Below are 19,356 nucleotides of genomic sequence, written 5' to 3'. Positions count from 1 at the left end.
TGGGTCATTCCGCCTCGTCAGGTGCAGGCGACGGTCTTTCCTTCTCCGCTTCCTCGTCCTCGACTTCCACGACCAGGTCCTTGCGGGCGGGCGTTTCGGCGAGGGCGGCGATGGCGCGCGGAGCATCGGCGGCGAGAACGTAGAGCTTGACGCCGCCAGCCGTGGCGCCGCCGGGGAGGCCGATGTCGCCGACAGTTTCATCGCTGATCATGCTCTCGATCTCGCCGTCGTCAAGGACCAGCTTGGCCTCCTCGGCCTCGAAGGCGGTGTCGAACCGGGCGATGAGCAGGAGTTCGTCTTCCTTCATAAAGCATTCCCTTCAGTTAGGGCGGCGCGTACTTGGCCTGGATGGCTGCGACCTTGGGGCACTCGGGCATCTCGGGCGTGACCTTGACGAGCCTGGCCTGGCGGCCGACGATCCTCTGCCCATCCCAGGTGACGACCACCTCGCCGATCGAGTCGCCGAGCGAGCCGGAATGCTGGAGGATCGCCTTGCCCTTATCGTCGAGGGTGAGCTTGTCGAATCTCCTGTGGTCATGGCCGCCGAAGAGGAGGTCAATGCGGGGCAGAGCGCCGACGAGGCCCTGGTCCTCCGCCACACCGACGTGGGTCATCAGGACCATGATGTTGGCGATTCCCTCAAGCTTGGGCAAGAGCTCGCCTACGGCAGGGGCGATGGGGTGGACCTGGAGCAGGCGGTCCGCCGCTCCGGCCATGTTGGGTGTAGCGGTGCCGATCAGGGCAACGGTGACGCCGTCCAACGTGAAAGTCCTGTAGGGCTTGAGGCGGCGGGGCGGCGCGTCGGGCCAGGTGCAGTTGGTGGCCGTGACGGGGAGCTCGTACCTGTCAATCAGCTCGGCCAGCCTCCTGGTGCCGTGCGAGTAGTCGTGGTTTCCTGGGATGAGGGCGTCGTAGCCCATTGCGCCCATCAGGGCGGCCATGGCTTCGCCGCGCGTGCCCAGGTCAGTCAGATCGCCCTTGTTGAACCAGTCGCCGGTGTCGAGGAACAGGACGTTCCTCCTCGCGGCCCGCTGCTGGCGGACGAACCCGGCGATGCGAGCGAGGGGGCCCGCGTGCTCGTGCAGGTCGGAGGTGTGGTAGAAGGTGATCGTGACCTCGCCGGCCGCTGTGGCCCCTGCCAGGCAGGCGACGAGGCTCAGAAGCCCGAGACGCATCCACGCACGGCGTGTCATCAGAACTCCTTCCGAGCTGCCCGCGCCTCGGGCCGGCTCAGGTCGCATTATAGCGCCGGTCCGTTCGCGGTCAAGCCAGATGCCGACGCGTTTGACCTGCCAGGCCGCCCATGGCATGGTAGTGGCAAGCTGGTGAAGATGTACCTGGCAGGCATTGAGGACGGCTTCATGTACACATTGGGTCTCACTTGCCTGCTCGCCACGGCGGCTGGCGCTGCCGTGGCGGGCGCCCATCGCCTCGAGTGTGGGGGGCTGGCGCTGGAGTTCGCGGACGAGGCGGCCGGCCTGGGCCTCCGCCGCATGCTATCGCATGGCCAGCCCGTCGTAGCATCGGCTGACCCGAAGCCGCTGCTCTGGCGCATCGAACTCCGCTCGGAGGACAAGGCCGCAAAGCCGATCGTACTCGACAACCGCCTACCCGCCAAGGTGTCGGCCACGCCCTCGAAGGAGGGGCTGGCCCTCCGCTGGGACCAGATCGCGCTGCCGGACGAGCCGAGCATCATGGCCGTCGAGGTGCGCGTCGTGCGCAACGAGGCCCTGGCCCACACCGAATGGGGCATCGAGGTCGAGTGCTGTAGCCGAAGCTATGGGGTCTGGGACGTGGCCTTCCCCGTGATGTCCAACATGGGCGCCGACGCGCGGCCCGACGTGGCGGTCTCGCGCGGCAACTGGGGCATGCTCTACCGCGAGTGCAAGGATCGCCAGGCGGGCTCGTATCCGTCGTACGAATGGCCGATGCAGTTCCTTACGGTGAACCGCGGCGAAGGCGGCGTCTACCTGGCCTGCCACGACCCACAGGCCTGGCCCAAGCGGTTTTCGCTGGTGCCGCAAGGAGAGTTCCACTTCCTCACCCACGCCCCCGAGCGCGGTGTGGCGGGCAACGGCTATCGCCCACGGTGGCCGGTCGTGGCGGCAGCCTATCACGGCGACTGGTGGCAGGGGGCCAAGCGCTACCGCCAGTGGGCGCTCGCGGAAGCCCCGTGGACGAAGAGGGGGCCAATCACCGCCCGAAGGGACATGCCGAAGGCCCTCACCGGCCTCGGCCTCTGGATGCAGGGCGGCGGGCACGCCAGGGACGTGGTGCCCAGGATGCACGAGGCGGCCAAGCTCTTCGAGGTGCCTCTCGGCATCCACTGGTACAACTGGCACGAAATCCCGTTCGACACCTACTATCCGAACTACTTCCCGACCAAGCCCGGTTTCGCAGAGGGCGTGAAGGAGCTCGTGAGCAAGGGCATGGTCGTCATGCCCTACATCAACGGGCGGCTGTGGGACAGCGGGAACGAGAACTTCAAGGAGGCCTTGCCCTTCGCGTGCAAGACGCCCGACGGCAAGCCGTATCTCGAGGAGTACGGCTCGGGGCGGAAGTTGGCCTGCATGTGCCCGGCCACGCCCTTCTGGCAGAAGAAGGTGCAGGAAATCTGCGAGCGTCTGATGGCCGAGTGCGGCGTGAACGCCATTTACATTGACCAGATCGCCGCGGCCGCGCCGCAGCTCTGCCACGACAAGACGCACGGCCACCCCCTCGGCGGCGGCGCCCATTGGGTCGAGGGCTACCGCACCATGCTCGAGCCCATCATGCGGGCCGCCCACGCCGACGGCCGGGAGGTGATCCTCACCACGGAGAACGACGCCGAGCCGTACATGGACAACGTCAACGCCTTCCTCACGTGGAACCCGCGCTTCGACAACGAGGTGCCGATGATGGCGGCGGTCTACAGCGGCTACACGATCTACTTCTCCAGCCCGAGCGCGGTGAACGACGAACTGCGGGCCTTTTGCGCCTCGCAGGGGCGCGACTGGCTGTGGGGCTGCCAGCTCGGCTGGATGGGCTTCGAGCTGCTGGCCCCCGAGAACCGCGCCAAGGCCGAATACCTGCGCGAACTCTGCAAACAGCGCCTCGCCGCCGCCAGGTTCATGGTCTTCGGCGAGCTTCTCGGCGAGGTCAAGCCCGTCAACGATGTGCCGAGGATCGAGATGACCTGGAACCGCGGCTGGGGCGACAAGGGGGCGCACAAGGCCGTCCTCCCCGCCGCTATGGCCACGCTGTGGCGCGCCGCCGACGGCCAACTTGCTGTGGCGATGACGAATTGGGATGATGCGGAGCGCGCCTTCCGCTATCGCATCGGACAAGGCGATGAGCGCACGCACCTGCTGAGGCCCCGGCAGGTTCTCGTGGAGCCGCTCCAGTCGGCCCAGTGAACGGAGAGAGCCTTGTACCCTATTGACCCGCCGGCCATCTACATCCACGACAGCGTGATGGCCGACGAACGCCACCGCGCTCGCGTGGACGGGGTGGCTCGCGCGCTGAAAAGGCCCGTCGAGCCCATCGTCTTCAGCGATGCCGACCTGCCGCGCCTGGTGGGCGAGGGCGGCCTGCTGAAGAACCGCGTGCCGATGGGCACGCTGACCGAGGTGCGCGACCCCATTCTGCTCTTCCACACCTTCCGTTTCGACAGCCGCTACGAGGAACGCCTCGAGGCCCTCAAGGCCGCGGGCGCCGACCCCTCCTGGCACGCCCGCCCGCTGCTGGGCTACGGGGCGTTCAACTGGGCCAACTACAACCTCAAGGGCGACCCCGCCCGCCGCGACAAAGTGTGTCGCCCCTGCTGGCGCATCCACCTTCAGAATGGCTGTGTACACCAGTGCCGGTACTGCCCCTTCGGGGGGCTGCTGGTTGCGATGGTGAATGTCGAGGACTACTGCCGCCACCTCGCCCGCCTTATCAAGCGTCACCCGTGGCAGACCACGTACCTGCTCGACGACGATGGCGATCCGCCGTGTCTCGAGCCCGAGCTGGGCACCCTCGGCCCGCTGATGGAGTTCTTCGGGCGCAAGAAGGGCCGCTACCTGGTGATCCACACCAAGACGTGGAACACCGAGTGGATGCGGCGCGTGGACCACGGCGGCGGCACGATCATCGTCTGGAGCGTGAGCGGGGCGACCCAGAGCCGCCTCATCGAGCCGAAGACCGGGACCACGGAGCAACGCATCGAGGCCGCGCGCGTGGCGCAGGACGCGGGCATCCAGATTCGCTACAAGTTCAAGCCCATCATCCCCGTGAGAGGCTGGCGCGAGGATGCCGCTCAGGCCGTGCGTCTCGTCTTCGAAAAGACGAATCCCGATGTGATCAGCCTCTGCTGCTTCATGTGGATGGACATCGAGGAGATGACGCGGCGGCTGGGCGAGGACCTGCTCGACCCCGAGTTCGTCCAGGCCGCCCGCGACGCGCGCGAGGAGACGAAGGACACGCGGACGCAGCCCTTCCCTCTCGCCAGGCGGGCCGAGATCTACGACCACTACCTGGGCGAAATCCGCAAGTGGAACCGCGAAATCCCCGTCTCGCTGTCGACCGAGAACTTCGAGATGTGGAAGCTCTTCGGCAGGAGACTCGGCTTCACCGCGACCAACTACGTGTGCGGCTGCGGCCCCGAGAGCGTGCCGGGCGCCAAGAGACTCGACTGCCATCCCTTCAGGGTCGCCGTCCGCAATGACCAGGGAATTCCTGATACCTACTGAACCCGCCGCCCAGGAGCCCCGCGGATGTTTCGCCGCCTCAAGCCGCCGGCTGTGTATGTGACCGAGGAGGTCGAGCGCGACCCGCGATGCGTGACCCGCGTCGAGCGGATGCTTGCGGCGATGGACTGTCCCCATGTCGAGCGCGGCGTCACCGACGCCCGGCTGGCCGCGCTAGTGGACGGCGAGGGCTGGAGCAAGGGCCGCCGATGGGGCGAAGTGCCGTGTCCCGCCGACCCGCCCATCGTGCTCAACACGCTCAAGAACCACCACACCAAAGAGGAGCGCCAGCGTCGCCTCGAGCGATTCCCCCAGCTCAACACCGCCTGCCTCCACGGCTACTTCGGCTTCGAGTACCGCGCCGACGGCGTGCCCGCCTGGCGCAAAGCCGAGGGGCGCGTGTGCCAGCCCGCCTGGGAGTTTCACACCGCCTGGGGCTGCCCCTTCCGTTGCGCCTACTGCTGGTTCGGCTCCGTCATCCACATCGCGGTGGACATCGAGGACTTCCTCGCCTACGCCGAGCGCCGCATCCGCGAGCTCAATCCGCCCCAGACCATCTACAAGTGGGACAATCGCACCGACATCAATGCCTTCGAGCCCGAGTACGACGCCACCCGTCTGATGGTGGAGTTCTTCGCCCGCCAGAGGAAGGACTACCTGCTCCTCTACACGGGCAAGAGCGACAACGTGGACTTCATGCTGGGCTATCCGCACAAGGGCCAGACCATCGTCCAGTGGAGCGTGAGCGCCCGCACCCAAAGCACCCTCATCGAGCCGGAGACCGCGCCCTGGGACCGCCGCATCGAGGCCGCCGCCAAGTGCCAGGAGGCCGGCTACCATGTCCGCTTCCGCTTCTCGCCCATCATCCCGGTCAAGGGCTGGCGCGACGAGAACCGCGAGTTGATCGAGCTCATGTTCCGACGCACCCGTCCCGATGTCATCTCGCTCTGCATGTTCGGGTGGATGGACCAGGCCGCGGCGCGGACGTGTCTCGACTTCGCGCTGCTCGACGAGGAGTTTGCCGCGGCGATGGACGGCGCGGCGCCGTTCCTCAAGGGCAAGCGCTATGGCCCGCTGCCCCACGAGGCCCGGGCGGCGATCTACGACTTCCTCGTCGAGCAGATCCATCGGGTGCGGCCCGACGTGCCGATCGCCCTGTGCCTCGACACGCCGGCCATGTGGGCCGAATTCCGCGACAGGCTCGGCCAGGACGCCGACAACTACGTCTGCGTATGCGGCCCCCTGTGCACGCCGGGGCATTCGCCGCTTGCCGCAGCAGGAGGGCGTTGAGGTGCGAACTTCGCTGATGTGCCTGTGCCTGCTTGGAGTTTGTGCCGCGGCCGAGCTGGCCGTGCCGAACGCCAGCTTCGAAGAGGGGGCAGGGGAGGGCGCCCTGGGGTGGAAATGGTGGTCGCGCACCAATGCGGGCTCCGCGGTTCGCACCGCCGACGCCCAGCACTCACTCGGCCACAGCATGTGCATCCGCCACGACGGGCCGCGCGACTGGGCCCTCTCCAGCGAGGGCCGCTTCCCCGCCAGGCCCGGCGAATGCTACCTCGCCACGGCCTGGGTCAAGGTCAGGAAGGGCACGGTTGAGCTGGCCGTCGTCGCTCTCCGGAAGGGCAAGACCCTGAGCTGGGACATCGGCTCGGCGAGCGCGGGAGCCGACGACAAGTGGCTGAGGCTGGAAGCCTTCGCCGAGGTGCCGCAGGACTGCGATCAGGTCTACCTCCGCTTCGTAGGCCAGGGCGACGTGCTGGCCTTTGTGGACGACGTGAGCATTGTGCCCGCCGAGCGGCCCAAGGCCAGCGAGCGGCCGAAGGTCGAAGGCTCCGCGACGCAGCGGGTGCGCGAGAAGCTCGGCCGCGGCCTCGTGGCCGTGATTGGGCAAGACGGCAAGGTGCACGTGAGCTGGCGGGCGCTCGACGGCGACCCGCCCGCGGTGGCCTTCGACCTCTACCGCTCGACGGGCGGCGAGGAGCCCAAGAGACTCAACGAACAGCCCATCGTGACGACGACCGACTTCACCGATGCTCCGCCGGTTCAGGCCGCTCAGTGCACCTACATCCTTCGCGAGGCGGGGAAGACCGACGACCTTGACAAGGCCGTCGCCAAGCCTCAATACGTTTCCATCCGCCTGGACGGCAACCACACCTTCCAGAAGGTCGGCATCGCCGACCTCGATGGGGATGGCCGCCTCGACTTTGTGATCAAGCAGCCGAACACCAACATTGACCCCGCCAACGACTACTGGAAGCGGAGCGAAACGCCCTACAAGTTGGAGGCGTACAGCGCGGACGGGGGGTTCCTGTGGCGCCACGACCTCGGGCCGGCCATCGAGACGGGCATCTGGTACTCGCCCTACATCGTCTACGACCTGGACGGCGACGGCAAGGCCGAGGTCGCCGCCAAGACCGGCGAAGGCGACCCGCGCGACGCCGACGGCCGCGTGCAGTCCGGCCCCGAGTACCTGACAATCCTCAGCGGCGAGACGGGAAAGCCGCTCGCCCGCGTGGACTGGCCTTCGCGCGAGCCGTTCCTGCGGCGGCCCAACGGCTACAACTACGCGAGCCGCAACCAGCTCGGCGTGGCCTACCTCGATGGCAGGACGCCCTGCCTCATCGTCGAGCGCGGCACCTACAACCTCATCGTCGTCGTGGCCTACGAATTCCACGCCGGCAAGCTCCGAGAGCTGTGGCGCTGGTCGAACGAGAGGGAGCCGCGCCGCTACTGGGGCCAGGGCGCCCACTGGATGCACGCGGCCGACGTGGATGCGGACGGCCGCGACGAGTTGATCCTCGGCTCGTTCGCGCTCGACGACAACGGCGCGCCCCTGTGGTCCACCGGCCTCGGCCACCCCGACCACCTGTACTTGGGCGATCTGGACCCGGCGCGGCCGGGCCTCGAAATCTACTTCGGCATCGAGGCCCGCCAACCGCGGAACGGCATGTGCCTGGCCGACGCCGCCACGGGCCAGATTCTCTGGGGCATCCAGAAGCCCACCCGGCACGTCCACGCCAGCGGCCTGTGCAGCGACATTGACCCGCGCTTCCCCGGCGCCGAGTGCTACAGCTCCGACACCGACGAGAAGAAGCAGGCCTCCTAGGCCCTGATGCACACGGCGAAAGGCGAGGCCATCGAGCAGGACGAGGTGAAGGGCTTCGGCCCGCGGACCGTCTACTGGGACGCCGATCCGCAGCGCGAGCTGCTCCACAGCGGTCGAATCCGCAAGTTCCGCGGGGGCGAGCTGGCGCCGCGAATTGAGGGAACCTATGTGGCCACCGCCGATGTGCTCGGCGACTGGCGCGAGGAGATCATCACCACCCTCCCCGGCGAGATGCGCATCTACACCACCACCATTCCCGCGGCCGACAGGAGGCCCTGCCTGATGCAGGACCCGCTCTACCGCCTCGACGTGGCTCACGCGGCGATGGGCTACTATCAGGTGCCCATGCTCAGCTACGACCCGGCCACGCGGGGGCGTTAGAAACTATCTCAAGACCCACGCGGGCGTCGCAGCCCGAGATAGTTTCCCAGGCGAGCGGTCTTTGCATGAAACACCCGCGGCTGCAACCCGGCAGCCGCGGGCGATGGGGCCTTCACGGATTCCCTGGGTGGGCAAGACCTACTTGTCGGCCTTGGCAGCCTTCTCCTCGGCCTCTTTGGCTGACTTCTTCTCCAGCGCCTCATCCCACTGCTTCTGGAGCTTCTCGGCGGCGGCGCGCGCGTCCTCCTCCTTCCGGAACGATTCAGGCATCTTGCGCATCAGCTTGGGACCCTTGGGCGGAGGCTCGGTGAACTCCTCCTTGCGCTTCTTCGCCTCGTACTTGGCCTTCAGCCAGTCGTTCCCCGCCTTCTTGTACTCCTCGTCGTACTCCTTCTAGCGCTCGCGGGCATCGAGGTCGGAAACCACCTCGAAGGTAACGGCGCCGCTGACCCCCATCACCTGGAAGACGTAGTAGCGCGATGGCTTGCGCTCGCGGTTATCGTAGCGGTCGCGGCCCACGATGTCCGTGGCACCAGCGAAGGCCGCGCCCTGCGCGAGCAGGACCGCCATTGTGGCAACGACGGGCAGCCCGAACACACTCCGTGGCACACTCATCTCGCGCCTCCTTCTGCGCAGCCCCTCTCCTCCAATGTGCGGGTCGCCCGTGCGTGGCGGCCCATCCCGCACGGCGCCCCTTACGTCCAGTATTCTAGCGCCGCGGAGTCAGGGGAGTCAATAGGGTAGTTCGGATACGTCGAAGCGGTTGCGATGTGAACCCTGGCGTTCGCCAGGGGCACACAGAGCGCGCCTGTGGCCGACCAGCGAACCCCACCGCCCGAACGTTCCGATACGTTCCCCTCGTCCCCACGCTCTGCCCCCTCTTCTCTCGTCCCTACGCTCTGCGTGGGGACGCTTCTCTCGTCCCTACGCTCTGCCCCCTCTTCTCGTCCCTACGCTCTGCCCCTTTCTCTCGTCCCTACGCTCTGCGTGGGGACGCACTCTTGGCCGCTCCGCGGCCTCTCTCGCCTCCGGGAAGATTGGACGCAGAATCCGAGAACCTCCCGCGGGTTGCGAACCCGCGGGAGGTTGGGGTTGGACGCGGGAGGGCCTGTGCCGAACGGCTGGCGGGCGCCGCCTGCCCATGCTGTATCAACCCTGTGAGGGGGAGAGTGATACAGCATGGGTAGATGGACGAGAACGGGCGATTCTCGCGGTTCAGGCCATATTCGCTCATCTGTGCGATGAGCAACTATGGGAGCGGGACTGGCCGGAGAGCGTAAGGCGTTGGGGCATAGATGGTTATGTGGCGGCCCTCGCCGGCGCCGCAGCATGGGTCCCGCGCTCCCGAATGGCGGCGACGTGGGGAACGCCAGGCCGTGATGAGCGACCTTCGTCCCCACTGGGGTGAGGAGGTATGGCGGCCGAGCGATCAGTGACCCTCCGCGAGCGGCCATGCCCAGTTACGCCTCTCGCTCTCACAGTGTGACATGCGCACTGGAGGCAGGCCTTGAATGGCGGCGTGCGCGGGCTGCCAGGGATGTTGGCTAGGCGCAGGGAGGGATGCCGCTTTGACTCGTGGCGCCCGCCCATGCTATAATCACGGCGATTCGGTGTTTTCGAGCGAGGCCCCCATGCCGATGGTGATCCCCGCCGTGGACATTCGCGGCGGGCGCTGCGTGCGACTGCTCCAAGGTCGGGCAGACCGGGAGACTGTTTACTTCGACCACCCGGCCGATGCGGCGCGGCTGTGGGCCGAGCAGGGCGCCGAGCTGATCCACGTGGTTGACCTCGACGGCGCCTTCGAGGGGCGGCCCACGAACTTCGACATCATTTCGGCCATCGCACGGGAACTGCCCGTGCCCATCGAGGTCGGGGGCGGCATTCGCACGGATGCCGCCGTCGAACGCTACCTCGAGGCGGGTGTGCAGCGGGTGATCCTCGGCAGCCGGGCGCTCCGCGAGCCCGAGTGGCTCCGGGCCATCTGCCAGCGCTTCCCGGGCCGCATTGTGGCCGGGGTGGACGCGCGCGACGGGCGCGTGGCCATCGAGGGCTGGGCCGAGACATCGAACGTGGATGCCATTGCCTTCGCTCACAAGCTGGACAGCATGCGCCTCCGCGCCCTGATCTTCACCGATGTGGCGACCGATGGCGCCCTGCGCGGGCCCAACCTGGGCGCGCTGCGCCGCCTCCTGGCGGCGGTGGCCACGCCCGTCGTCGCCTCCGGCGGCATCGCCTCCCTCGACGACGTGCGGGCCGTGGCCGCCTTGGGCGTCGAGGGCATGATCATCGGGAAGGCGCTTTTCGACGGAGCGTTCGCGCTGCGCGAAGCAATCCAAGCGGCCAGCGAGGCCGAGTAACCCAAAGGAGAGAGCCTGTGAAAGACCGCCTGTTGACGCCCGGCCCCGCCGAGGTCCCGCCGGAGACGCTGCTGGAGCTGGCCAAGCCCGTCTTCCATCACCGCACCAAGGAGTTCCGCGCCATTCTGATGGCCGTGACGCAGGACCTCAAGGACGTGTTCCAGACGAAGAACGACGTCCTGATCTTCGCCTCCTCCGGCACCGGCGCCATGGAGGCGTCCGTGGTGAACCTGCTCGCGCCGGGCGACAAGGCCCTGTGCGTGCGCGGGGGCAAGTTCGGGGAGCGATGGAGCGAGCTGTGCGAGCGATTCGGCGCCCGAACGATCAACCTCGACGTCGAGTGGGGCCAAGCGGTGAGGCCAGAGGCTATCGAGGCTGCGCTGAGGAAGGACCCCGACATCGCCGCGGTGTACGTGACCCTGTGCGAGACGTCCACGGGCGTGGCTGCCGATGTCGAGGCGATCGGCAAGGTTGTGGCCACGTCGGGCGCGTGCCTGGTGGTGGATGGGATCTCGGGCGTGGGCGCCATGCCGATGAAGACCGACGAGTGGGGTGTCGATATGCTGGTGGTCGGCTCGCAGAAGGCCCTTCTGCTGCCGCCGGGCCTGGCGTTCCTGTCGGTGAGCCCGAAGGCCTGGGCCCGCATCGAGAAGGCCCCGCGCCGCGCCTACTACTTCGACCTCCGGGCGGCGCGCAAGGCGCTGGCCAAGGAAGACACGCCCTACACGCCCGCCAACACGCTGATCGCCGCCCTCAAGAAGTCGCTCGACCTCTTGAAGAAGGAGGGACTGGAGGCCGTCTGGGCCCGCCACACCCGTGTCGCCCAGGCCACGCGGGCGGCGGTGGAGGCCATGGGCCTCAAGGTCTACGCCGCCAGGCCGGCCTCCGCGCTCACCGCGGTGTTGCTGCCCGACGGCGTGGACGCCGAGGCCGCGCGCAGCCTGCTGAAGAAGAAGTACGGCGTCGCCGTGGCCGGCGGCCAGGACCAGCTCAAGGGCAAGATTCTGCGGATCGGCCACCTGGGCTATGCCGACACGCTCGACCTCCTCGGCGCCATTGTCGCCCTCGAGATGGTGCTGGCGGAAATGGGCGTGCCGGTGCCGCTGGGAGCCGGAGTGGCCGCCGCGCAGAAGGCGCTTCTCGCCAGGTAGGAATCTCCGATGAAGGTATTCATTGCGGACACGGTGGCCCCCGAGGCCATCGAGCGACTCAAGGCTGCCGGGGGCATCGAGGTGGACTATGCCCCCGGCCTGAAGGGCGAGGACCTCAAGCGCCACGTTGCCGCCGCCGACGGGCTGATCGTGCGGAGCGCCACCAAGGTCACGGCCGAACTGATCGCCGCGGCGCCGCGGCTGCGCTGCGTGGTGCGGGCCGGCGTGGGGGTGGACACGGTGGATGTGCCGGCGGCCTCGCGCCGCGGCATCATCGTGATGAACACGCCGGGCGGCAACACCCTCTCGACCGCCGAGCACACGATGGCCCTGCTGCTGGCCCTCTCGCGGAACGTCTACCCCGCGTGCGCCTCTCTGAAGGCCGGCCAGTGGGACCGCAAGAGCTTCATGGGCACGCAACTGGCAGGCAAGACCATCGGCGTCATCGGGCTCGGCCGCATCGGCATCGAGGTGGCCCGCCGCTGCGCCGCCTTCGGCATGACCGTGGTCGGCCTCGACCCGTACATGACGCCCGAGCGCGCGAAGGAACTCCAGATCCGCCTGGCCGCGAGCCTCGAAGAGATCTGCGCGCAGGCGGACTACCTGACGGTCCACGTGCCGATGAGCGACGAGACTCGCGGCCTGATCGGCGCCGCCCAGATCGCAAAGATGAAGGACTGCGTGCGCATCATCAACTGCGCCCGGGGCGGCATCGTGGACGAGGCGGCGCTCGCCGCGGCGATCCGCGCGGGCAAGGTCGCAGGCGCCGCGCTGGACGTCTACGAGCAGGAGCCGCCGACGAGCCGCGACCTGGTGGATCTGCCGCAGGTGCTCTGCACGCCTCACCTGGGCGCATCCACCGAGGAGGCGCAAGTGAGCGTGGCCATCGAGGCCGCCGAGATCATCGCCGACGCGCTCCTGCGCTCGCGCATCCGGAACGCCGTGAACGTGCCGGCCATTGACCCGCGGGAGGCCGAGGCCCTCGCCCCCTTCGTGGCGCTGGCGCGCTGTCTGGGCGCCTTCCACGTGCAATTCCTCCGCCGCATCCCGGCCCGCGTGGCGATTGCTTACGCGGGCGAGGCCGCTAAGCTACAGACCCGCTACCTCACCGCCCATCTCCTGAGCGGCCTGCTCGAGTCCGTGCTCGAAGACGAAGTGAACGTCATCAATGCGCCCTACCTCGCCGAGGAACGCGGCATCCGCGTATCGCAGGCCACGAGCCCGCATTCCAAAGACTTCGCCACGCTCATCTCCGTGACGAGCACCACGGATGGCGAGGAGCACGAAGTCGCCGGCACCATCGTGGGGCGCAACGAGCCGCGCATCGTGACGATTGACGGCTATCGCGTCGAGGCGATCACGCGCGGCACGCTCCTCATCCTGCTCGCCGATGATAAGCCCGGCCTGATTGGCAACGTGGGCAAGGTCCTCGGCGAGAAGGGGATCAACATCGCCGCCATGACCTTCGGCCGTAAGACCGCCGGCGGCGAGGCCATCACGGTGCTGAACATTGACGGGGCCCTGGATGAGACCACGCTGCGAGCCGTCGAGGCCACGCCCCACGTGCGACAGGCGAAGATCGTCACCTTCTGAGTGCCCCGGAGGCCGCCGTGGCTGCGTCCCGCACCCTGCTCGTTCTGGCGCTTGCCTTTGCCGGCGCCGGCTGCCCGGCATTCCGCCTTCAGACGCCCGAGGCCCTGCGCCGCACGCCCCTCGTGCAGGCATTTGACCGCTGCAAAGACTCCGTGGTGAAGTTCACCGCCACCCGAGTCGAACACACCGAGAAGCCCGCGCCCGACGGCAAAGGCTCCACGCGCGTGCACACCACGCACACGCAGTGGGGCAGCGGGTGCATCCTGCATCCGGCCGGCTACGTGCTCACCAACAGCCACATGCTCCAGTTCCAGGGCCGCCGGGTCGCCCTCCTCTACGACGGCCGGACGTGTGGGGTCGAGCTGGTGGCCGATGATCCGCACAACGACCTCGCCGTGATGAAGCTCGCGAGCGACCGCCCGCTGAGGCCGATCACGCTCGGCGACAGCAGTCGCGCCCTGATCGGGGAGCCGGTCTTCACCATCGGCAACCCCTTCGGCATCAGCTTCACCGTTGCGGCGGGCATCATCAGCGGCCTGGAGCGGAGCACCAACACCGAGTACGCCGCATTGAACAATATGATCCAGACGGACGCCAGCATCAACCCCGGCACGTCGGGGGGCCCGCTGGTGAACCTCGCGGGCGAAATGATCGGCCTTTGCACGAGCAACAAGAAGGAGGCCGAGAACATCGGCTTCGCCATCTCCATCAACAAGGTGCGCGCCGCCTTCGCCGACCTGATTGCCGCTGAAGGGCGCTATGGCTTCGTGCTCGGCCTCGAGGTGGCGCACGACGGCGTGGCGCGGATCACCCACGTCGCTGCCGGCTCCCCCGCCGAGGCGGCGGGCCTGTGCGTGGGCGACGTTGTCACGGGCATCGGCGACGCCGCCATTGCGAACAATGTGGACTTCCATCTCGCCCTCGTCGGCCGTAAGGGGGGCGAGACCCTGCCGCTGACGATCCGGCGCCACGGCCGCCGACTACAAGTGGCCGTGACGCTGCGCGGGGTGCCGGCCCGGCCTGCTGACAGGGCGGAGGGCCTGGTCCCCGGCGTCGTCTGGCGCCAGTATGCCGGGTCGTGGAAGACGCTGCCCGAGTTCGCCAAGCTCACTCCCGCCGCAGTGGGCACGATGCCCGCTCTGGGCCTCGGCGGGTTCGCGGGCAAGGAGAACTTCGCGCTCGAACTCACGGGCTACGTGCAGGCGCCCGCCGACGGCGTCTATGCCTTCTACCTGCGCTCCGACGACGGCAGCCGCCTCTACATCGGCGAGCAGCTTGTGGTGGACCACGACGGCCTGCACGCGAGCAGCGAGAAGCGCGGCTTCGTGCGCCTCGCGGCCGGCAAGCACCCCCTCCGCGTGCAGTTCTTCCAGGGGACGGGTGATGCCGAGCTGAAGGTGAGCTACGAGGGCCCGGGCATCAGGAAGCAGGAGATTCCTGCGGCGGCGCTGTCACGCCCTGGGCCGTGAGCCGGGCGACCAGTCGGGCGAAGCGCTCCCCCCGCGGCTCGATCGTCACCCGCCGCCGTTCCTCGCCCGAGTGCTCCAGCGCGATCTCCAGGCGCTCGTTCGGCAGAGCTGCGGCGACCCGCTCCGCCCACTCCACAATCGTCACCCCGTTGCCGAAGAACATCTCGTCGGCGCCCAGGGCCTCGGCGTCGGCCGGCCCGTTCAGGCGGTAGGCGTCAATGTGGTAGACGGGGAGGCGGCCCTCGTACTGGTGCACGAGCACGAAGGTCGGACTGGTCACCTGGCGCGGCTCGGGCACCCCGAGGCCCTCGGCCAGCCCCTTGGTCAGGGTGGTCTTCCCGGCGCCCAGCGGGCCGCGGAGGGCCACCACATCGCCCGGCCCCAGCAGCGCGCCCAGCAGGCGGCCGAGGCGCACCGTATCGTCGCGGGAGTTTGTTGTCAGAGTCACGTAATGTGTTCCCAACCTGTCGGTTCCAGTGGGCGTTCCGTGCCGTCTGGGAGAGCGAGAACTGCCCCGGCCTCCGTGATGACGCCGATCTGGGTTACAGGCACCCCGAGCGGCTGGTCGGCCAGGAGCCGCTCGGCCGTGCCTGGGTCGGCAGCGAAAAGCAGCTCGTAGTCCTCCCCATCGCCGAGCGCGTGGTCGAGGGGGGAGCGGCCGTACAGTGCCGCGAGGCGAAGGGCGTCCTGGGAAACCGGGATGCGGTCGGCCCAGAGCGTGGCGCCGACGCCGCTCTCGTCGAGGAGGTGGTGGAGGTCGCGGGCCAGGCCGTCGCTGATGTCAATCATCGCGTGCGGGCGGTAGCTGCTGGCCAGGATGAGGCCCGCCGCCTGGCGCGGAGTGAAGCGCAGGTGTTTGCCGAGACGGGAGCCGCCGAGGGTGCCGGTGACGAGGATCGCGTCGCCGGGCCGCGCGCCGCTCCGCAGGATGGGGGCCCGGCCCCTCAGGTCGCCGAGGAGTGTGACGGCGAGGACCAAGGGGCCTGGGGTCGCAGCAAGGTCGCCTCCGACGAGACGAATGCCGAAGGCGTTCGCACACTCCAGCAGCCCCTGCACGAGCGCCTCGGCATCCGAGCGCGCGAAGCCGCGCGGGAGCGCTGCCGCCACGACAGCGGCGGTGCTCTCGCCGCCCATTGCCGCGATGTCGCTGATGTTGCGGGCCAGCGCCTTCCAGCCGGCGTCGGCAGGTGTGGCCACGGCGCGGTCGAAATGGACGCCCTCGATCACGAGGTCGGTTGTGATGAGGGTGGAGGCGTCGCGAGTGCGCACGAGGGCTGCATCGTCGCCGATGCCGACGAGCACGAGGCCGTCCGTCCGGGCCTGGCCGCGGATCCAGCGAATCAGGTCGCACTCTCGAGTACTCGGCTCAGGCATGGCTCGTCCCGTTGGGTCGCAAGTCACTTGGTGGCACGGGGCCCCCGCCGGTTCTCGGCCAGCTCGCGGAGGACGGCGGCGATGCGGCGCTGGCCAGCCTCGTCGTGCAGGACGATGAGGCGCTCGGTCGGCAGGAACACGGAGGCGGCCGGCAGGCCCCGCGCCCAATCGCCCGGGTCCACCTGCTTGCGAATGTGGGCAAGCAGCGCCTCGGGGGTTGTGTGCGGCAGCAGCGCGCGAATCTCGTAGGCCTGCACAACCGCCCGGTCCCAGGGTGTCGCACCGCTCGATGGGTAGTTCTCGTCCTGCCCCTCGAGGTAGAGCCAGATGCCGTGGCCGGGCTCGCAGTCGTAACGGCCCAGGGGAGTCTGACGCACGACCGCGTCGAGCAGCTCCCGCACGGTGTATTTGCCCTGGGGGATGGCGACCAGTCGCGCACCCAGGGCCGACGCGTCCCAGCCGAGGTTCACATCCGCCTGCTCGGCGATTGCGAGGAGCGTGTGATTCGCCGGCCGAGGCGGGGTGCTCCAGTCCAGGGTAGCGTCCAGCTTGGCCTGCAAGTCCAGCACCGAGGGGAAAGGCAGGGGGGCCAGCCCTGTGCCGTGCCGCATCGCATCCAGGATGGCCGCGACGCGGCGGTGGGCGCGAAGAGGCAGGCGTGCGACCAGCACATCCTGGGCTCCGTGAAAGGCGATGCGGCAGCCCGGGCGTCGCTCCTCGACATAGCGCAGGCAGGCCTCGAGCGTCTCCACCACAGCGGCCTGCTCGCGCTCGAACACCAGCAGCCCTCGCATGGGGCGGGTGCTCGTCAGGTGGGTCGGCACCCGGTACGAGCGGACCTCCAGCGGTTCCTCCTCCAGGAGATCGTTGCTGCGGCTGATCCACACGCCGCCCCCGGCCTCGATGGCGTACTGTGCCCGCAGCGGTCGCACGAGCCAGTCGAAGAGCGCGCGGCGCCTTACGCCCTTCATCCGCAGCGTCACGCGGTGCTGGCTCCACTCGGCTACGGGGAGAGTGGGCGACACCGTGACCGCGATGCCGGCCTCGCGCGCGAGCCTCGTGATGACCTCCGGCAGCGGCATGCCGTCGAAGGAGAACGTCCCCGTCTGGTCCATGGGGTCGGCGGGACGTTCCGGGCGCCTTTTCGCGCGGAGGGCATCGGGCAGCCCCTTGTCGGCCTTGGGCACGGGCGGTTCCTTGGCCCGTGGGCAGGCCGGGAGCAGCAGTAGCCCACACAGAAGCAGCCGCCAGGCGTGTCTCATTCCACCATGTTCAGAAATCGCCGCAAGGTTGTCAAGGCCAGCGCCTTGTCCCGTGATGGGGCTCGCGCTATCATGAACGTGACAGAGGAGGTGCGTGATGCAGCAAACGCTGGTGCCCCTGTTTCCCACGGCTGAGAATGTCGCGCTGGCGACCGATCTGTACGAGCTGACGATGGCGGCGGGGTATTTCCATGCCAAGCGCACCGAGTGGGCGTGCTTCGAGCTGTTCGTGCGCGACCTGCCGCCCGAGCGCTCGTACCTGGTGGCCGCGGGGCTCGAGCAGGCGGTCCACTATCTCAGGCATGTGCGCTTCACAGATGCCGCCATCCGCTGGCTCCGCTCGCTGCCCGTTCTCAAGCATGTCCGTCCCCAGTTCTTCGACTATCTCGGGCGGTTCCGCTTCCGGGGAGACCTCGATGCGGTGCCGGAGGGAACGATCGTCTTCGCCGGCGAGCCGCTGTTGCGCGTAACCGCGCCGCTCATCGAGGCGCAAGTTGCCGAGACCTATCTCCTGACAACCATCAACTTCCAGACTCTCGTGGCGACGAAGGCCGCGCGCATCGTCGGCGCGGCGCGTGGGCGGGCCGTGGTGGACTTTGGCTCGCGGCGCGCGCACGGGCCCCAGGCCGGGCTGCTGGCAGCGCGAGCCTCTTACATCGGCGGGTGCGCGGGCACCTCAAACGCGCTGGCCGGGCAGCAGTTGGGCATCCCGGTGTTCGGCACGCAGGCCCACTCGTGGGTGATGGCGTTCGACGACGAGCAGGAGGCATTCGAGGCTTACCTCGATGTGTTCCCTGAGCACACGACGCTGCTGCTCGACAGCTACGACACCGTGGAGGCGGCACGGAAGGCCGCGGCCCTGGGCTCGCGGGTGTCCGGCGTGCGGCTCGACAGCGGGGATCTCGCCGCCCTGAGCCGGCGGGTGCGCCGCATCCTCGACGACGCCGGCATGCGGAGAACCCGCATCCTGGCCAGCGGCGATCTCAACGAGCACGTGATCGCCAGCCTCCACCGCCGGCGGGCCGCCATTGACGCCTTCGGTGTGGGCACCGAACTGGCGACATCGCGCGACGCCCCCGCCCTGGGCGGCGTTTACAAACTGGTCGAGCAGCAGGTGGGCGGCAGGTGGGTTCCCAGGCTCAAGCTCAGCGCAGGAAAGGAGACGTATCCCGGGCGGAAGCAGGTCTATCGCGTGGCGGACGGGCATGGGCGTTTCCGCCGCGATGTGATTGCCCTGGCGAGCGAGGAACAACGGGGCAGCGCCTTGCTCGTGCCTGTGATGCGGCGGGGCCGCCTGGTTGGCCCCCTTCCGGCGCTCAGCGACGCGCGCTCACGCGCGGCCGAGGAAATCAGGCGTCTTCCCGCCAGGTTCCGCAGGCTGGAGGCGCCGGCGCACTACCCCGTGCAGTACAGCCGGCGGCTCCGGGCGCTGAGGGAACGGACACTCAAGGAGATTGGGCATGGGAGGGCCGGAGAGAAGCCATGACCGCACATCGGCGCTTTGCCAAGTCCGTTGCATTCTTCGACGTGGATACCCAGCGCGACTTCATGGTGCCCAGGGGCGCCCTCTACGTGCCAGGCGCCAGGATGGTATCGAAGAACATCCGCCGCCTGGTGGCCTACGCCGCTGCCAGGGGGCTCCGACTGTTCGCGTCCACCGACGCCCACGTGCCGGGCGACTCCGAGATGCGGCGCTTTCCCCCGCATTGCATGCTGGGCACCGCGGGCCAAAGCAAGATCGCCGGCACACTGCTCCCCGATCACGCCGTCGTGCCCTTCGGCCCACGGTTGGCCCCTGCGGCCATTGCCAGGGCGCTGGAGCACCAGCAGATCGTGATTCAGAAGCAATCGTATGATGTCTTCGACAACCCGTCTACGGTTCCCCTCCTGCGCGCAGCGGGTGTCAGGCGGTTCGTTGTCTTTGGTGTGGCCACGGATTACTGCGTCCGGGCTG

Annotated in this window: 18 protein-coding genes; 11 read left to right on the top strand and 7 right to left on the bottom strand. The window is 68.5% G+C overall.

Annotated features, from left to right (window positions below; genetic code table 11):
• Positions 1 to 4 precede the first annotated feature (4 nt).
• The gene (locus PLE19_10345) at positions 5 to 307 is read right to left on the bottom strand and encodes a hypothetical protein (GenBank protein ID HPD15342.1); all 303 of its coding nucleotides are present in this window, start codon (positions 305 to 307) and stop codon (positions 5 to 7) included.
• A gap of 16 nt (positions 308 to 323) precedes the next feature.
• Complete coding sequence (locus tag PLE19_10340; GenBank protein HPD15341.1) at positions 324 to 1,193, bottom strand: metallophosphoesterase; 870 nt, start codon at positions 1,191 to 1,193, stop codon at positions 324 to 326.
• Positions 1,194 to 1,361: 168 nt separating this feature from the next.
• Here PLE19_10340 and PLE19_10335 point away from each other — a divergent pair, with 168 nt between their 5' ends.
• The 5 genes from PLE19_10335 to PLE19_10315 are packed head-to-tail and all read left to right on the top strand — an operon-like array spanning position 1,362 to position 8,196.
• Entirely contained in the window at positions 1,362 to 3,395 is a 2,034-nt protein-coding gene (locus PLE19_10335; GenBank protein ID HPD15340.1) for a DUF6259 domain-containing protein, read from the top strand.
• A 12-nt stretch (positions 3,396 to 3,407) separates the two neighbouring features.
• Positions 3,408 to 4,712 carry a radical SAM protein gene (locus PLE19_10330; protein ID HPD15339.1) on the top strand — a complete coding sequence of 435 codons (1,305 nt, stop codon included), beginning with the start codon at positions 3,408 to 3,410 and terminating at the stop codon, positions 4,710 to 4,712.
• 24 nt (positions 4,713 to 4,736) lie between these two features.
• Positions 4,737 to 5,999 (top strand): hypothetical protein, encoded by a 1,263-nt coding sequence (locus PLE19_10325; GenBank protein ID HPD15338.1) that lies wholly within the window; start codon positions 4,737 to 4,739, stop codon positions 5,997 to 5,999.
• Position 6,000: 1 nt separating this feature from the next.
• The gene (locus PLE19_10320) at positions 6,001 to 7,815 is read left to right on the top strand and encodes a hypothetical protein (GenBank protein ID HPD15337.1); all 1,815 of its coding nucleotides are present in this window, start codon (positions 6,001 to 6,003) and stop codon (positions 7,813 to 7,815) included.
• 6 nt (positions 7,816 to 7,821) lie between these two features.
• Complete coding sequence (locus tag PLE19_10315; GenBank protein HPD15336.1) at positions 7,822 to 8,196, top strand: hypothetical protein; 375 nt, start codon at positions 7,822 to 7,824, stop codon at positions 8,194 to 8,196.
• A 138-nt stretch (positions 8,197 to 8,334) separates the two neighbouring features.
• Here the strand turns inward: PLE19_10315 and PLE19_10310 are convergent, their stop codons facing one another.
• Complete coding sequence (locus PLE19_10310; protein ID HPD15335.1) at positions 8,335 to 8,466, bottom strand: hypothetical protein; 132 nt, start codon at positions 8,464 to 8,466, stop codon at positions 8,335 to 8,337.
• A gap of 123 nt (positions 8,467 to 8,589) precedes the next feature.
• Complete coding sequence (locus PLE19_10305) at positions 8,590 to 8,811, bottom strand: hypothetical protein (protein HPD15334.1); 222 nt, start codon at positions 8,809 to 8,811, stop codon at positions 8,590 to 8,592.
• Between the two features lie 1,016 nt (positions 8,812 to 9,827).
• Here PLE19_10305 and hisA point away from each other — a divergent pair.
• The 4 genes from hisA to PLE19_10285 are packed head-to-tail and all read left to right on the top strand — an operon-like array spanning position 9,828 to position 14,766.
• Positions 9,828 to 10,553, top strand: a complete 726-nt coding sequence (gene hisA, locus PLE19_10300) for a 1-(5-phosphoribosyl)-5-[(5-phosphoribosylamino)methylideneamino]imidazole-4-carboxamide isomerase (protein ID HPD15333.1) — start codon at positions 9,828 to 9,830, stop codon at positions 10,551 to 10,553.
• 17 nt (positions 10,554 to 10,570) lie between these two features.
• On the top strand, positions 10,571 to 11,704 hold the full coding sequence (locus PLE19_10295) for an alanine--glyoxylate aminotransferase family protein (protein ID HPD15332.1): 1,134 nt from the start codon (positions 10,571 to 10,573) through the stop codon (positions 11,702 to 11,704).
• Positions 11,705 to 11,713: 9 nt separating this feature from the next.
• On the top strand, positions 11,714 to 13,297 hold the full coding sequence (gene serA / locus PLE19_10290; GenBank protein HPD15331.1) for a phosphoglycerate dehydrogenase: 1,584 nt from the start codon (positions 11,714 to 11,716) through the stop codon (positions 13,295 to 13,297).
• Between the two features lie 17 nt (positions 13,298 to 13,314).
• Positions 13,315 to 14,766, top strand: a complete 1,452-nt coding sequence (locus tag PLE19_10285) for a trypsin-like peptidase domain-containing protein (GenBank protein HPD15330.1) — start codon at positions 13,315 to 13,317, stop codon at positions 14,764 to 14,766.
• On the opposite strand, the gene tsaE is transcribed toward PLE19_10285, so the two are convergent.
• The 3 genes from tsaE to PLE19_10270 are packed head-to-tail and all read right to left on the bottom strand — an operon-like array spanning position 14,717 to position 17,327.
• Entirely contained in the window at positions 14,717 to 15,214 is a 498-nt protein-coding gene (gene tsaE / locus PLE19_10280) for a tRNA (adenosine(37)-N6)-threonylcarbamoyltransferase complex ATPase subunit type 1 TsaE (protein HPD15329.1), read from the bottom strand. The genes PLE19_10285 and tsaE overlap by 50 nt on opposite strands.
• Positions 15,211 to 16,140: a thiamine-phosphate kinase gene (locus tag PLE19_10275; protein ID HPD15328.1), complete on the bottom strand. Its 930-nt coding sequence runs from the start codon at positions 16,138 to 16,140 to the stop codon at positions 15,211 to 15,213. Before PLE19_10275 ends, tsaE begins: the two co-directional genes overlap by 4 nt.
• Before the next feature lie 23 nt (positions 16,141 to 16,163).
• Positions 16,164 to 17,327, bottom strand: coding sequence for a hypothetical protein (locus PLE19_10270; GenBank protein ID HPD15327.1), 1,164 nt, complete (start codon positions 17,325 to 17,327; stop codon positions 16,164 to 16,166).
• A gap of 172 nt (positions 17,328 to 17,499) precedes the next feature.
• Here PLE19_10270 and PLE19_10265 point away from each other — a divergent pair, with 172 nt between their 5' ends.
• A complete protein-coding gene (locus PLE19_10265; GenBank protein ID HPD15326.1) occupies positions 17,500 to 18,888 on the top strand; it encodes a nicotinate phosphoribosyltransferase in 1,389 nt (462 codons plus the stop codon).
• The coding region (locus PLE19_10260) for an isochorismatase family cysteine hydrolase (protein HPD15325.1) at positions 18,885 to 19,356 on the top strand (472 nt) is incomplete at its 3' end. The genes PLE19_10265 and PLE19_10260, both read left to right, overlap by 4 nt.

The organism is Planctomycetota bacterium, from assembly GCA_035384565.1.
Classification (GTDB): domain Bacteria; phylum Planctomycetota; class PUPC01; order DSUN01; family DSUN01; genus DAOOIT01.
Note: the sequence above shows the minus strand (reverse complement) of the source record. Positions and strands in the feature narration are given on the sequence as shown.